At 67.6% G+C, this 14,503-nt stretch carries 16 protein-coding genes; 7 read left to right on the top strand and 9 right to left on the bottom strand.

The window, feature by feature from the left end:
- Positions 1-86: 86 nt before the first annotated feature.
- The gene (gene murB / locus I5803_RS18485; protein ID WP_196987785.1) at positions 87-1,127 is read right to left on the bottom strand and encodes a UDP-N-acetylmuramate dehydrogenase; all 1,041 of its coding nucleotides are present in this window, start codon (positions 1,125-1,127) and stop codon (positions 87-89) included.
- A 43-nt stretch (positions 1,128-1,170) separates the two neighbouring features.
- Between murB and I5803_RS18480 the strand changes: the two genes are divergently transcribed.
- From I5803_RS18480 to I5803_RS18465, 4 genes are all read left to right on the top strand, one after another.
- Positions 1,171-1,656, top strand: coding sequence for a YajQ family cyclic di-GMP-binding protein (locus tag I5803_RS18480; RefSeq protein WP_196987784.1), 486 nt, complete (start codon positions 1,171-1,173; stop codon positions 1,654-1,656).
- The gene (locus I5803_RS18475; protein WP_196987783.1) at positions 1,656-2,297 is read left to right on the top strand and encodes a retropepsin-like aspartic protease family protein; all 642 of its coding nucleotides are present in this window, start codon (positions 1,656-1,658) and stop codon (positions 2,295-2,297) included. Before I5803_RS18480 ends, I5803_RS18475 begins: the two co-directional genes overlap by 1 nt.
- The gene (locus I5803_RS18470; protein WP_196987782.1) at positions 2,297-3,907 is read left to right on the top strand and encodes an MFS transporter; all 1,611 of its coding nucleotides are present in this window, start codon (positions 2,297-2,299) and stop codon (positions 3,905-3,907) included. Before I5803_RS18475 ends, I5803_RS18470 begins: the two co-directional genes overlap by 1 nt.
- A 154-nt stretch (positions 3,908-4,061) precedes the next feature.
- The gene (locus I5803_RS18465; RefSeq protein WP_196987781.1) at positions 4,062-4,364 is read left to right on the top strand and encodes a hypothetical protein; all 303 of its coding nucleotides are present in this window, start codon (positions 4,062-4,064) and stop codon (positions 4,362-4,364) included.
- Between the two features lie 17 nt (positions 4,365-4,381).
- Here I5803_RS18465 and plsY read toward each other — a convergent pair whose 3' ends face one another.
- From plsY to I5803_RS18450, 3 genes are read right to left on the bottom strand one after another with little or no spacing between them, the layout of a single operon-like run.
- Positions 4,382-5,011 (bottom strand): glycerol-3-phosphate 1-O-acyltransferase PlsY, encoded by a 630-nt coding sequence (gene plsY, locus I5803_RS18460; RefSeq protein ID WP_196987780.1) that lies wholly within the window; start codon positions 5,009-5,011, stop codon positions 4,382-4,384.
- A gap of 5 nt (positions 5,012-5,016) precedes the next feature.
- Positions 5,017-5,508 carry an aminoacyl-tRNA deacylase gene (locus I5803_RS18455; RefSeq protein WP_196987779.1) on the bottom strand — a complete coding sequence of 164 codons (492 nt, stop codon included), beginning with the start codon at positions 5,506-5,508 and terminating at the stop codon, positions 5,017-5,019.
- Between the two features lie 7 nt (positions 5,509-5,515).
- A complete protein-coding gene (locus I5803_RS18450) occupies positions 5,516-6,577 on the bottom strand; it encodes an aldo/keto reductase (RefSeq protein WP_196987778.1) in 1,062 nt (353 codons plus the stop codon).
- 108 nt (positions 6,578-6,685) lie between these two features.
- Between I5803_RS18450 and I5803_RS18445 the strand changes: the two genes are divergently transcribed.
- Positions 6,686-7,417, top strand: coding sequence for a DNA-formamidopyrimidine glycosylase family protein (locus I5803_RS18445; RefSeq protein ID WP_196987777.1), 732 nt, complete (start codon positions 6,686-6,688; stop codon positions 7,415-7,417).
- 7 nt (positions 7,418-7,424) lie between these two features.
- On the opposite strand, the gene I5803_RS18440 is transcribed toward I5803_RS18445, so the two are convergent.
- The 3 genes from I5803_RS18440 to I5803_RS18430 all read right to left on the bottom strand — a co-directional run bounded on the left by I5803_RS18440 (position 7,425) and on the right by I5803_RS18430 (position 10,378).
- The gene (locus I5803_RS18440) at positions 7,425-8,525 is read right to left on the bottom strand and encodes an AI-2E family transporter (protein ID WP_354001688.1); all 1,101 of its coding nucleotides are present in this window, start codon (positions 8,523-8,525) and stop codon (positions 7,425-7,427) included.
- A 75-nt stretch (positions 8,526-8,600) separates the two neighbouring features.
- Complete coding sequence (locus tag I5803_RS18435; RefSeq protein WP_196988615.1) at positions 8,601-9,335, bottom strand: LytR/AlgR family response regulator transcription factor; 735 nt, start codon at positions 9,333-9,335, stop codon at positions 8,601-8,603.
- 2 nt (positions 9,336-9,337) lie between these two features.
- Positions 9,338-10,378, bottom strand: coding sequence for a sensor histidine kinase (locus I5803_RS18430; RefSeq protein WP_196987776.1), 1,041 nt, complete (start codon positions 10,376-10,378; stop codon positions 9,338-9,340).
- A gap of 61 nt (positions 10,379-10,439) precedes the next feature.
- Here I5803_RS18430 and argH point away from each other — a divergent pair, with 61 nt between their 5' ends.
- Positions 10,440-11,831, top strand: a complete 1,392-nt coding sequence (gene argH, locus I5803_RS18425; protein ID WP_196987775.1) for an argininosuccinate lyase — start codon at positions 10,440-10,442, stop codon at positions 11,829-11,831.
- 93 nt (positions 11,832-11,924) lie between these two features.
- The gene (locus I5803_RS18420; protein ID WP_196987774.1) at positions 11,925-13,079 is read left to right on the top strand and encodes an alpha-hydroxy acid oxidase; all 1,155 of its coding nucleotides are present in this window, start codon (positions 11,925-11,927) and stop codon (positions 13,077-13,079) included.
- A 3-nt stretch (positions 13,080-13,082) separates the two neighbouring features.
- On the opposite strand, the gene I5803_RS18415 is transcribed toward I5803_RS18420, so the two are convergent.
- Entirely contained in the window at positions 13,083-13,535 is a 453-nt protein-coding gene (locus I5803_RS18415) for a YybH family protein (protein WP_196987773.1), read from the bottom strand.
- 4 nt (positions 13,536-13,539) lie between these two features.
- Positions 13,540-14,433, bottom strand: coding sequence for a c-type cytochrome (locus tag I5803_RS18410; protein WP_196987772.1), 894 nt, complete (start codon positions 14,431-14,433; stop codon positions 13,540-13,542).
- Positions 14,434-14,503 lie beyond the last annotated feature (70 nt).

Below are 14,503 nucleotides of genomic sequence, written 5' to 3'. Positions count from 1 at the left end.
GGGGCGGATAGCCGCATCTCCCGGAAGTTTGCGCCTGGGCGCAAGCCGAGAGTGTAGGGGAAAGCAGCTAGTGCGCGGCCGCCCGGCTAGACCACGACCGGCTCGGGCTCGAGCCGGATGCCGAAGCGTTCGTAGACGCTCGTCTGGATCGCGCGAGCCAGCGTGACGACTTCGCCGCCCGTGGCGCCGCCGCGGTTCACGAGCACCAGCGCCTGTTTTTCGTAGACGCCCGCATTGCCCACCGACTTGCCCTTCCAGCCGCAAGCGTCGATCAGCCAGCCCGCCGCGAGCTTCACCGTGCCGTCGGGCATGGGGTAGTGCACGATGTTCGGCTCGCGCGCGATGATGTCCTGGCATTGCTCGGGCGTCACCGTGGGGTTCTTGAAGAAGCTGCCGGCATTGCCGACGACCCGCGGGTCCGGGAGTTTGCCCGTGCGCACCGCGCAGACCCACTCGTAGACCTGCCGCGCGGTGGGCTGCGTCACGCCGGATTCGTTGACCTTGCGCTGCAGGTCCAGGTAGCCCAGCACCGGCTTCCACGGCTTGGGCAGGCGAAAGCGCACGCGCAGGATCAGCGCACGCCCGGCGAGGCCGAAGTCCCCCTCCTTGGCCGCGGTGTGCTTGAACACGGAATCGCGATAGCCGAAGGCGCACTGAGCCGCATCGAGCGTGAAGGTCTGGCCCGTCACGAGGTCGATCGCGTCGAGCGACTCGAAGCGGTCCTGCAGCTCGATGCCGTAGGCCCCGATGTTCTGCACCGGCGCCCCGCCCACCGTGCCGGGGATCATGGCCAGGTTCTCCATGCCGGCCAGGCCCTCGTCCAGCGTGTAGGTCACGAAGTCGTGCCAGTTCTCGCCGGCGCCTGCCTCGACGATGGTGGCGCGCGGGCCGTCGTCCACGATCCGGCGGCCCATCACCTCCACCTTGAGAACCAAAGGCTTGACGTCCCCCGTAATGACGATGTTGCTGCCACCGCCCAGGATGAACTTCGGCGCGTCGCGCAGTTCCGGGTCTTCCAGCAGTTGCAGGATGTCCTCCTCCCCGCCAACGCGCACGAGCGCGCGCGCCTTGGCGACGATGCCGAAGCTGTTGTGCGCCTGCAGGGGTACGTTTTGCTCCACGAACATGGGAGAATTGTCGCATCGCGCACGCATTGCGGGGGAGACAAACATGCCGTCATTCGACACCGTCTGTGAACCGAACATGGTGGAGGTGAAAAACGCCGTCGAGAACGCCGCCAAGGAGATCGGGACACGCTTCGACTTCAAGGGCACGTCCGCGGGCATCGACCTGAAGGACAAGGAGATCACGCTGTACGGGGACGCCGATTTCCAGCTCGTACAGGTGGAGGACATCCTCACGAACAAGCTCACCAAACGCAGCGTGGATGTGCGTTACCTGGACAAGGGCGACGTGCAGAAGATCGGCGGGGACAAGGTCAAGCAGGTGCTCAAGGTGCGCAGCGGCATCGAGGCGGAGCAGGCCAAGAAGATCACCCGCCTCGTCAAGGACAGCAAGCTGAAGGTGCAGGCCGCGATCCAGGGCGACGCCGTGCGCATCACCGGCGCCAAGCGCGACGACCTGCAGGCGGCGATGGCCCTCATCCGCAAGGACATCGCGGACTTCCCGCTGTCGTTCAACAACTTCCGCGACTGATGCGGGCCCTCCTCGCGCTCGCGGCGCTGCTCGCCTGCACCGGCGCCGCCGCCCAGTCGGTCGCGCTGCAGGGCATGCTGGGCACCAGGGCGCTGCTGATCGTCGACGGCGCCCCGCCCAAGAGCGTGGCGCCCGGCGAAAGCTACAAGGGCGTGAAGGTCCTGTCGACCCTCGGCGACCAGGCCCTGGTCGAGATCGGCGGCAAGCGGCACACGCTGCGCGTGGGCGAGGCGCCGGCCAGCGTCGGCTCCAGCGCGCCCGCGGGCGGCGGCGGCAGCAAGATCGTGCTCACCGCGGGCAGCGGCGGCCATTTCATGAGCCAGGGCTCGATCAACGGCCGCTCCGTGCAGTTCATGGTGGACACCGGCGCGACCATGGTGGCCTTCAGCGTGCAGGACGCCAAGCGCCTGGGGATCGACTACGAGTCGGCACCGCGCGGGACGATGAGCACGGCCAACGGCAACGTGACGGCGTGGAAGGTGCTCGCGAACTCGGTGCGCGTGGGCGACGTCGAGGTCCACAACGTCGACGCCGTCGTGCTGCCGATGTCCATGCCCTACGTGCTGCTGGGCAACAGCTTCCTCACCCGCTTCCAGATGAAGCGCGAGAACGACATGATGGTGCTGGAGCGCCGCTACTGATGCCCGACCACGCCGAAGCGGCCCCAGCAGCGCGTCCGGTGGACGACACGCTGTCGCCGCTCGCGCCGCTACGCGCCCCGGTGTACCGCCTCCTGTGGATCACCTGGATGGCGGCCAACACGACGATGTGGATGAACGACGTCGCGGCCGCGTGGCTCATGACATCGCTCGCGCCCACGCCGCTGTGGGTCGCGCTGGTGCAGTCCGCGTCCACGCTTCCGGTGTTCCTTCTCGGCCTGCCCAGCGGTGCGCTTGCCGACATCCTCGATCGCAAGCGCTACCTGATGATGACCCAGTTCTGGGTCGCGGCCATCGCCATCGTGGTGTGCATCACCGTCCTCATGGACTGGATGACGGCGCCGCTGCTCCTCGCCCTGACCTTCTGCAACGGGGTCGGGCTCGCGATGCGCTGGCCGGTGTTCTCCGCGGTGGTGCCGGAAGCGGTGCCGCGCTCGCAGCTGCCGGCCGCGATGGCGCTCAACGGCGTCGCGATGAACGCATCGCGCATCGTCGGGCCGCTCCTCGCCGGCGCGATCATCGCGAGCGCCGGCAGCGCCTGGGTCTTCGTGCTGAACGCCGTCCTGTCGCTCGTCGCGGGCTTCGCGCTGATGCGCTGGCGGCGCGAGCACAAGGAGAGCCCGCTCGGCCGCGAACGCCTCGCCAGCGCGATGCGCGTCGGCGTGCAGTTCGTCTGGCAGTCCCGGCGCCTGCGCGGCGTGCTGCTGCGCATCTCCCTCTTCTTCCTGCATTCGACCGCCCTGCTCGCCCTGCTGCCGCTGCTCGCGCGCGGCCTGAAGGGCGGCGCGGCGGGCACTTTCACCACGCTGCTCGCGTCGATGGGCGTGGGCTCCATCATCGCCGCGCTGTCCCTCACCCGCGTGCGCCGCTGGATGCCCGTGCAGCGGCTGATCTTCACCGGCACGGTGCTGCAGGCGAGCTCGATGCTGGTGGTGGCCTTCGCGCCGAACATCTACGTCGCCGCGCCGGCGATGGCGCTGGCGGGCATGGCCTGGATGACGGTCGCCAATTCCCTCAGCGTGTCCGCGCAGATGGTCTTGCCCGACTGGGTGCGCGCGCGCGGCATGTCGATCTACCAGATGGCGCTGATGGGATCCACCGCCATCGGTGCCGCGTTGTGGGGCCAGGTGGCCAACCTCACCAACATCCACGAAAGCATCGCGATAGCCGCGGTGTCGAGCGTCACGCTGATGGCCATCGCGCAGCGGCTCGTCGTGGACCGCGGCATCGAGGAAGACCTGACGCCCTCCAACGCATTCAAGGTGCCGCAGGCCGCTGCACCGCCGCAGTCCGGCCGCATCCAGACGAACATCGAATACCGGATCGACCCGGCCCGCGCGGCCGAGTTCGTCGAGCTCATGCAGGAAAGCCGGCGCAGCCGGATGCGACAGGGCGCGCTCGACTGGCAGCTGACGCGGGATCTCTACGAGCCGGGGCGCTATGTCGAGCAGATCACGGATGAGTCGTGGACCGAGCACCTGCGCCGCTTCGACCGTGTGACGGCCGCCGACGTGCAGCTGCGCGACCGCAAGCTCGGCTTCCACATCGCCACCGAGCCCCCGCAGGTCACACGCCTGCTCATCGAGCGGTAGAGCTTCAACGCGTCGGGGCGGGGCCCCACAGTCCGAGGCGTGCCATTCCTACAGCCGTGCTGAGCTTGCGCGAACACAATTCATTCCAGCGCATTGCCATGGCCCATGGGTCCATCACGGCAGCGCCAATCGTCAACCAATAGGGAGAGACCTCATGAACAAGACCATTCTGGCCGCGGCCATCGTTTCCATCGGCGCTTTCGGCCTTGCCGGCTGCGACGTCAAGAAGACCCAGGAAGGCAGCGTCACGCCGCCGAAGTACGAAGTCACCAAGAAGCAGGAAGGCGACGTCACACTGCCCAAGTACGACGTGACCACGCCGGACGTGAAGGTGGGTTCCGCCGAGAAGACCGTCACCGTCCCCACGGTGAAGACGGAAGAAAAGACGATCAAGGTGCCGACGGTCGACGTGACCACGGCCAAGGAAAAGGAAGCGGCCGCCAGCGCCAAGCGCTAAGCCGCGGCCAAGGCCTTTCAGGCCTTCTTCGCGCCCAGGCGCGATTCCGTGCCTTTCAGCAGCCGCGAGATGTTCTCGCGGTGCCGCCACGCCAGCAGCATCGCCATGATGAACAAGGTCATGGCGATGTTCGCGTGCGCGTTCCACGCGATGTTGTCCCCCATCAGGTAGTAGACCGGCGCGAAGACGGCGGCTACGAGCGATGCGAGCGACGAATAGCGGAAGAAGAACGCGATGATCAGCCAGGTGGCGCCGGTCGCGACGCCCAGCCAGGGGTTGATGCCGAACACCACGCCGATGAATGTCGCCACGCCCTTGCCGCCCTTGAACCGGAAGAACACGGGGAAGAGGTGCCCGAGGAATGCGGCGAGCCCGACCAGGGCGATCGTGCCTTCTTCCATCCCGTAGGGCTCACCCCACATCCGCACCGCGAACACCGGCAGGAAGCCCTTCAGCGCGTCCAGCAACAAGGTGACGATGGCGGCCGGCTTGCTGCCCGATCGCAGCACGTTCGTCGCGCCCGGATTCTTGCTGCCGAAGGTGCGGGGGTCCTTCAGGCCCATGGCGCGGCTCACGAGAACCGCAAAAGCGAGCGAGCCGACCAGGTAAGCGGCGGCGACGGCGAGGAAGGAATTGAAGAGCTGCACGGCCGCTATTCTGCCAGCGCGCAATGCACCGGTTTCGCTCCCAGCAAGCGTACGCACACCTGCGGGTCGATCCCCACGAGGTAGCCGCGCCGCCCGCCGTTGATCGCGATTCTCGGCAGCGCGAGGATGGTTTCCTCGATGTACACCGGCATCTGGCGCCGCGTGCCGAACGGGGACGTGCCGCCGACCAGGTAGCCGCTGTGCCGGTTGGCGACTTCAGGCTTGCAGGGCTCCACCGATTTCGCGCCGATCTGCCGCGCGAGATTCTTGGTGGACACCTTGCGGTTGCCGTGCATGAGCACCAGCAGGGGCTTCGCCTTCTCGTCTTCCATCACGAGGGTCTTGACCACCGTGAAAGGGTCGAAGCCGAGCACCTGCGCGCTGTGCTGCGCGCCGCCGTGCTCGAGGTACTCGTAAGGATGCTCGGTGAAGTCGACGCCGTGCTGCTTCAACAGGGCCGTCGCCGGTGTCTCGCTGACGTGGTCCTTCTTGCCCATGGGCAGGTCACATGGCGGGGTCGCGTATTTCCCAACGGACCTTGTCGATCTCGGCCAGCAATTCCGGGGGCAGCGTGGTGCCCCAGGCGTCGAGGTCTTCCTCGAGCTGCGCCAGCGTGCGCACGCCGATGATGGTGCTCGCGACCTGCCACTTCGTATAGCACCAGGCGAGCGCCATGCGCGTGGGCGTCATGCCGTAGGCGCGGGCCAGTGCGTTGTAGCGGCGCGCCGCAGCCAGGGATTCGGGACGGCCCCAGCGCTGCTTGCGCACCGATTCGAACTTGCCGATGCGCGCATCGCGCGGCGTGTCCGGGCCGTCGGTGCCGCTCTCGTCGTATTTGCCGGTGAGCAGGCCGAAGGCCAGCGGCGAATACGCGAGCAGCGAGACGCCCAGCCGGTGCATCGTCTCGTCCAGGCCGTTCTCCAGCGCGCGGCTGATGAGGCAATAGACGTTCTGCACCGTGGCGATCCGCGGCAGGTTGTGCTGCTCGGACAGCCGGACGAATTCGTGCACGCCGTAGGGCGTCTCGTTGGACACACCCACGTAGCGGATCTTGCCCTGCTTCACGAGCCCCGCGAGCGTCTCGAGCTGCTCGTGCAGCGAGGTCCTGGTGCGTTCCTTCGTCGGGTCGTAATACATCGTCCCGAACATCGGCACGTTGCGCTCCGGCCAGTGGATCTGGTAAAGGTCGATCACGTCAGTCTTCAGGCGCTTGAGGGAGTTGTCGCAGGATTCGACGATCTCCTGCGAGGTCATGCCCTCGCCCTTACGCACCCAGGGCATCCCGCGCGAGGGGCCCGCCACCTTGGAGGCGAGCACGACCTTGTCGCGCATGCCGGGGTGCTTCTGGAACCAGTTGCCGATGATCTTCTCCGTCGCGCCGTAAGTCTCCGCGCGAACGGGGGTCGAATACATCTCGGCGGTGTCGATGAAGTTGACGCCGCGCTCCACGGCGCGGCTGAGGATGGTGTGCGAGGTCGGCTCGTCCACCTGCTCGCCGAAGGTCATGGTACCCAGGCAGATGGGAGTGACCTGGAGGCTGCTTTGGCCGAGCTGGATTTTTTGCATGGGGCGTGAAGGAGGGAACGGGGACTACAGGGCGACGTGCCGCTGCGCAGAATAATCGATTTCACGGCCCGCCGCCCGACTCCACCGCATATCCGCACAGCACCCCGCATGCCAGAAGGTCCATCCATCGTCATCCTGCGCGAACAGGCCGCGCCATTCGAAGGCCGGCGCATCCTGCGGGTGGAGGGCAACACGACGATCGGCAAGGAAAGGCTCGTGAACCAGCGCGTCGTCGCGCTGCGCAGCTGGGGCAAGCACTTTCTCGTGGAGATGCCGAAGTTCTCGCTGCGCGTGCACTTCATGCTGTGGGGCAGCTACCGGATCGACGAGCGCAAGGAGGGCGCGACACCGCGCCTGTCGCTCGGCTTCACCAACGGCGAGCTGAACCTCTACAGCTGCTCCGTGCGCTTCATCGACGGGCCGCTGGACGAGGTGTACGACTGGCGCAGCGACGTCATGTCCGACACGTGGGACGCAGCGCTCGCGCGCAAGCGCCTTCGCGCGCAACCGGACCTGCTCGCCTGCGATGCGCTGCTGGACCAGGACATCTTCGCCGGCGTGGGCAACATCATCAAGAACGAGGTGCTCTTTCGCATCCGCGTGCACCCGCTCTCCACCATGGGCGGGCTGCCGCCCGCGCGCATGCGCGACCTCGTGCGCGAGGCGCGCCAATACAGCTTCGACTTCTTCGAGTGGAAAAAGGCGTTCGTGCTGCGAAAGCACTGGCTCGCGCACACGAAGCGCACCTGCCCGCGCTGCGACATCCCGTTCAGCAAGGGGCACCTGGGCAAGACGCAGCGCCGCAGCTTCTGGTGCGACAACTGCCAGGTGCGCTACTGAAAGGGCGTCAGTCGCCGAGCAGCTCGCCGATCGGCTTGAGGTCCTCGACGCGGTCGCACACGGCCTTGACCACCATGAGGATCGGGATGCCCAGCAGCAGGCCCCACAGGCCCCACAGCCAGCCCCAGGCGAGCACCCCGATGAAGACGGTCACCGGGTTCATCCGGCTGGCCTTGCTGGTGAGCCAGGGCACGATCAGGTTGCCGGAGATCGTGTGGATCACCAGCGAGGCGCCGGCCACGGCGGCGGCCATCTCGATGGTGCCGAACTGCATGAAGGCCACGAGCGCCGAGGCGCCGGCCACGACCGCGGAGCCGATGTAGGGGACGAGGTTCAGGATGGCGGCGCCTATCGCCCACGCCACGGCGTGCTTGAGCCCCAGCGCGAGAAAGGCGATGCCCGTGACCGCGCCCACCGCGACGCTGGAGAGCAACTGCACCAGCAGGTAGCGCTGGATCTGCGCGGTGATCTCGTTGAGCGCCTCCACGGTGATCTTCTTGGTGGACAGGCTCGGCCCGGCGATCTTCACGAGCTTGCGCCGGAAGGTATCTCCCGACAGCAGCAGGAAGTAGGTGAGGAAGGTCACGAGCACCACCTGCCCGACCAGTGCGAGCAGCCCGACCGTGCCCGTCCACAAGTGGTCCCGGATGTTGAAGCGCGGCTTTTCGATCACCACGCGCTGCACGCCGCGCTGGGCTTGCGTCGTGGGGCCCGCTTCCTCCGCGGCCTGCTCGAGCTGCGCGGCCGCCTTCTGCACCGTGCCCAGCGGCGTTTCGCTGCGGCCCTGCTTGGAGCGCACCGCATCGCGCAGCTTGGCCGCGGCCTCCGGCAGCGAATTGATCAGCTGCGACACGTCGTCGCTGAACGAGTACACGCTGGCGCCCGTCGCGCCCAGCAGGCCGAGGATCAGCACGCCCGCGCTCAGGGTGCGCGGGATGCGCCAGCGCTGCGCCATGTCGACCAGCGGCGACAGGGCATAGCTGAACATGAGGCCCAGCATCAGCGGGATGAAGAAGCCCTGTGCCCAGCGCAACGTCGCCACGACCGCGATGGTGGCGATCACCGCCAGGGAGACGCTGCGCACGTCCACGGGCATGTGCAGCAGCACGCGCGCGGGCTCCTCGTCGCCTTTCAGCGGTGCCGGGGGTTGGGGCTCTTCAGGATTCAGTATGTTCTCCAGGAACTAGCTCGATATCGCCTCGCGCACCGCGCTCAGCTGGCGCCGCGACACCGCGAGGAGTTCTTCCACGCCGTTCAGCCGGACGGCCCAGCCTTCGCCCTCTTCGGGATCGAAGTGCTTTTCCAGCGCGCGCACGGCGCGCCGTGCCACCAGCGCGTTGCGGTGCACCCGCAGGAAACGCGCGGCATGCCGCTCTTCCAGCTCGCTCAGCGATGCGTCGAGGATATAGCTTCTGGCGGCCGTGCGGACGGTGATGTACTTGAGCTCGGCCTTGAAATACAGGACTTCGTCGATCGGGACGCGTTCCGTGCGGCCGCGGTCCTGGATGAGCAGGATCTCCGGCAGCGCCGTCCCGGCGCCTGCGCCCTGCGCACGCCGCTCGATCTTTTCCAGCGCGGCCTGCAGGCGCTCCAGCCGCACGGGCTTGGTGAGGTAGTCCACCGCTTCGAGCTCGAACGCCGCGACCGCATGCTCGGCATGCGCCGTGACGAAAACGATCGCCGGGGGCGTGGGCATGGCCTTGAGCGCCCGCGCGAGCGTGAGGCCGTCCGCGCCGGGCATGTGCACGTCCAGCAGCACGGCGTCGCATTCCGTGCGGCGAAGGAAGTCCATCGCCTGCGCCGCGTTGCCCGCCTCGCCCGCGACGATGGCCGGCGGCGCGCTGCAATCGCCCAGCAGGGTGCGCAGCCGCATGCGCGCCAGCGGCTCGTCGTCCACCACCAAGACCTGCAATGCCATGCTCACGCCGGAACCTCCATTCGGACCTGGTACACGCCATCCTTCAGCACGGCGCGGAACTGCCCCTCGACGTCGTGCAGCAGGCGCAGCCTCTCGCGCACGTTGGCCTGCGCCACCCCGTGCCCGCGCAGCCCCTGCCCCGCCGGCACGGTGTTGGTCACCTTGATCACCACCGTGCCCCCGCGCCGCTGCGTACTCACCTTGATCTGCGCGCCCGCCGCGCTGGGCTCCACCCCGTGCTTGACCGCATTCTCCACGAGCGGCTGGAGCACGAGCGGCGGCACCCGTGCGTGGCCAGCGGCAGGGTCCAGCGACCATTCGAGCTGCAGCCGGTCGCCGAATCGCACCTGCTCGATGTCCAGGTAGCGGCGCGCCAGCGCCACTTCCTCCGCGAGGGTCACGAATTCGCCGGGCTCCACCAGTGCATGGCGAAAGAGCTCGCTCAGGTCCTCCAGCAGCGCCTCCGCCCGCGCCGGATCCTCGCGGACGAGGGCGATGGCGCCATTGAGCGTGTTGAACAGGAAATGCGGGCGGATGCGGGCCTGCAATTCGGCCAGCCGGGCGGCCGTGTCCGCCGGCATGCGGCTCTTGGCGCGCAGCACGAGCGCTGCCACCAGCGCCACCGCCAGCAAGGCCCCGGTGACGGCCGACGCCACCCAGGGGGCGCTGGGCGCGACACCGACGAAAGCCATCATCGCGCAGCCGTACAGGCCCGCGACGGCGCCCAGCAGCATCCCGAACACCTGCTGGCCCATCGGCGTGCGGCGTGCGAGGACGTTCTTCAGGCTGCAGGTGACGATCAGCCAGGCGAGGGTGGCCGGAAGGGCCGCCCCGCTGAGGACCGCCAGGCGCAGGACCCAGTCGGCCGGGCCGGCGGCCCCGAACATCGCGCCGGCGGCCATGACGATTTCCACGAACAGCACCGCCCGCAGGACCACCCCGACATGGCATGCGTCGAACACCAATACGCGTCCCGGGAGGGCCTCAGGCAGTGCCGAAGGGGGCAGTTCCTGGAACGCCGATAAAATTTGGGAATCCTTCATCGCAATCGGTTGGGCCTTTGCGGCCGATTATTGGTGATCCCAGTCCATAGTTTCCCCCCTCATGAGCCAACTCGACAAAAAATCCCAGGCCTGGTCGGCCCTGTTCTCCCAGCCGATGAGCGAGCTGGTGAAGCGCTACACGGCGAGCGTGGATTTCGACAAGCGACTGTGGCGCGCCGACATCCAGGGCTCCCTCGCCCACGCCGACATGCTGGCGGCGCAGGGCATCATCTCCCTGCAGGACGTCTTCTCCATCCAGGAGGGCCTGGCGCAGATCACCAAGGAGATCGAGCAGGGCACCTTCGAGTGGAAGCTGGACCTCGAAGACGTGCACCTGAACATCGAGGCGCGGCTCACGCAGCTCGTGGGCGACGCGGGCAAGCGCCTGCATACCGGCCGCAGCCGCAACGACCAGGTGGCCACCGACGTGCGCCTGTGGCTGCGCGACGAGATCGACCTGATCCTCGCGCTGCTGGTGGAACTGCAGAAGTCGCTCCTGGACGTCGCCGAGCGCCACACCGACGTGATCCTGCCGGGCTTCACCCACCTGCAGGTCGCGCAGCCGGTGAGCTTCGGCCACCACATGATGGCCTACGTGGAGATGTTCACCCGCGACGAAGAACGGCTCACCGACGTGCGCAAGCGCGTCAACCGCCTGCCGCTCGGCGCCGCGGCCCTGGCAGGCACCAGCTACCCGCTGGACCGCGACCACGTGCGCCAGGCACTGAACATGGAGGGGCTCTGCCAGAACTCCATCGACGCCGTGAGCGACCGCGACTTCGCCATCGAGTTCTGCGCCGCGGCCGCGGTGGCGATGCTCCACATCAGCCGGCTGTCGGAGGAGCTCGTGCTCTGGATGAACCAGAACTTCGGCTTCATCGACCTGCCGGACCGCTTCTGCACGGGCTCGTCGATCATGCCGCAGAAGAAGAACCCGGACGTCCCCGAGCTCGCTCGCGGCAAGGCCGGGCGCGTGGTGGGCCACCTCATGGGCCTCATCACCATCATCAAGGGCCAGCCGCTCGCCTACAACAAGGACAACCAGGAAGACAAGGAGCCGCTCTTCGACACCGTGGACACGCTCAAGGACACGCTGCGCATCTTCGCGGAGCTGGTGACCGGCATCGAGGTGAAGCCGGAGGCCATGGAGAAGGCCACGCTCAAGGGCTACGCGACGGCGACGGATCTCGCCGACTACCTGGTGAAGAAGGGATTGCCCTTCCGCGACGCCCACGAAACCGTGGCCCATGCGGTGAAGGCGGCGATCTCCCACCAGGTGGACCTGTCGGAGCTGCCGCTGAACGTGCTGCAGCAATTCAACCCGGCGATCGAGAAGGACGTGTACGACGTGCTGTCCCTGCGCGGCTCGCTCAATACGCGGAACATCCTCGGCGGCACGGCGCCCTCGCAGGTGCGCGCGCAGATCGCACGCCACCGCGCGCGCCTTTCCTAGCGCGCGCGTGAGCAAATTTCCGGCCGCCCGAAATTTGCTCAACCCGCCCCCGGGCACGATCCGCTAGCATCCCGGCAGCCGAGGAGACAAGCCGTGCCTGCCATCACCCACATCGAAGACCTGCGCGTGCTTGCGCAAAAGCGCGTGCCGCGCATGTTCTACGACTACGCCGATTCCGGCTCGTGGACCGAGAGCACCTACCGCGCCAACGAAGCCGACTTCAACCGCATCCTGCTGCGCCAGCGCGTCGCGGTGAACATGGAGAACCGCAGCACGCGCACGACCATGGTCGGCCAGGAGGTCGCGATGCCAGTCGCGATCGCGCCGACCGGGCTCACGGGCATGCAGCATGCGGACGGTGAAATCCTCGCGGCGCGCGCGGCGAAGAAGATGGGCATCCCCTTCACGCTGTCCACGATGAGCATCTGCTCCATCGAGGACGTCGCGAAGGGCACGGACAACCACCCGTTCTGGTTCCAGCTCTACGTGATGCGCGATCGCGCCTTCATCGAGGCCCTCATCGACCGCGCGAAAGCCGCAGGCTGCTCGGCGCTGGTGCTGACGCTCGACCTGCAGATCCTCGGCCAGCGCCACAAGGACATCAAGAACGGGCTCACCGCGCCGCCCAAGCTCACGATCCCCAACATCCTGAACCTCATGACCAAGCCGCGCTGGTGCCTGGGCATGCTCGGCACCCCGCGCAGGCACTTCGGCAACATCGTGGGCCATGTGAAGGGCGTGGAGAACATGGGATCCCTTTCCGAGTGGACCGCCAAGCAGTTCGACCCGGCACTTTCGTGGAACGACGTCGAGTGGATCAAGAAGCGCTGGGGCGGCAAGCTGATCCTCAAGGGGGTGCAGGACCCCGAGGACGCCATCCTCGCGGCCGACAGCGGCGCGGACGCGGTCATCGTGTCCAACCACGGCGGGCGCCAGCTCGATGGCGCGCCCTCCTCGATCTCCGCGCTGCCCGCCATCGTGGATGCGGTGGGCCGGCGAATGGAAGTGCACATGGATGGCGGCATCCGCTCGGGCCAGCACGTGCTCAAGGCCGTCGCGCTCGGCGCGAAGGGCACCTACATCGGCCGCGCGATGCTGTACGGGCTGGGCGCGATGGGCCAGCCGGGCGTGGAACGCGCGCTGGAGATCATCCGCAACGAGCTGGACCTGTCGATGGCTTTTTGCGGTCGCACGAACATCCGCGACGTGGACCACGGCATCCTGCTGCCCGGCACCTACCCCGCCTGAGCCTCACTTCGCGCAGTCGCAGACTTCGCCGCCCTTGTCGAAGACGATGCGCCACTGCCCGGGCGCCTCCAGCCGCCAGATCGAAGAAAACCGCGCGATCAGCTTGCCCTTGGGGTCGTAGACCGGCCCGGAGCTGAGCGCGAGGTTGCCCGCCTCCAGCACTTCCACCTCCTCGGGCGCCCAGGAGAACGGGGCCTCGGGCTTCTGGTAGAAGCGCGTCCAGAACGCCACCACCGCCTGCTTGCCGTGCAGCGGGGTCGGGCCGGAGAAAAAGACCGTGTCGTCGGCGATGAAGCCGGCGAAGGCCTTGAGGTCGCGATCGGCCATGGTCTTCGCGAACGCTGTTTCGGTGGCGATGACCTGCAGCTTCGCCTCGTCGCGCGGCATCGTGGGCAAGGGGCGCGTCGCACACGCCGTGAGCGCGAGGGCGGTGGCCACCACGGCGAAGGCCTTCATCGGTCTAGCGGCCACCCGCGGGATGCGCAGGCACGGTCTTGAGGAATTCGTAGACCGCCTGCGCGTCCACGTCGCTCAACTTCGACAACGACTCGAAAGGCATGACCTTGATCGCCGAGCCGTCGGGGCGCTTGCCGCTGCGCAGCATCGCGACGAATTGCGCCGAGGTCGGGTAGCGCGGCATGACGCTGCCTTCGCCCGGCGTGATGTTCGCCGCCGCCGGCCAGTCGGGCGGGCCGCCCGGAATCTTGCCGCCCGACAGGTGCTCGCCGTGGCAGCCGATGCACATGTTCGCGACGTAGGCCCCGTGTTTCACGTTCACGCCGGCTTCCACGGGCTGCGCGGGCGGCAGCGAGTGGTCGATGCGCGCGGCGGCGTCCTTGATGGCGCCGAAGCCGTAGAGGATGCGGGCGGGCGGCGGGAGCTCCAGCACCGCCTTCGCGCCGCCCTGCGGCGGCAGTGCGCGCACGTAGGCGACGAGCGACGCGAGGTCCTGGTCCGTGAAGCGGTTGTAGTCCTCGCTCGGCATGATCATGATCGCGTGGCCGGCAGGATTGACGCCGTGGCGGATGGTGCGCACCCAGTCCTCCGGCTTGTAGCCCTTGGTCGCGCCGCCGGAGGTGATGTCGGGGCCCGCGAGCTTGATGCCCTTGCCTTCGACGAAGGTGCGGCCCGCCCCGTTGGCGCCGTGGCAGTCCACGCAGCCGCGCGATTCGAAGAGGTATTTCCCGCGCTCGAGGGCCTGAGCGTCATTGGTGAAGGCCACCGGCACCACCTTCACGTCGACCGTCCGGGCCATCTTCACGTCGGCGAGTTGCCAGCCGACGACAGCGGCCAACGCAATCACCAGGACCAGGGCGCCCACCACGCCCAAGACCCACTTCAACCATTTCTTCATGTTCTGTACTCCGTCTGAGCCGGCGATTCTAGAAAATCGTTCAGCAATCTGTCAGTGAAGAATTTCACCC

Origin of the sequence: Caenimonas aquaedulcis (genome assembly GCF_015831345.1) — a bacterium.
Taxonomy (GTDB): domain Bacteria; phylum Pseudomonadota; class Gammaproteobacteria; order Burkholderiales; family Burkholderiaceae_C; genus Ramlibacter; species Ramlibacter aquaedulcis.
The sequence above is the reverse complement of the archived record's forward strand: the minus strand, read 5'-3'. Positions and strand labels throughout refer to the sequence as shown.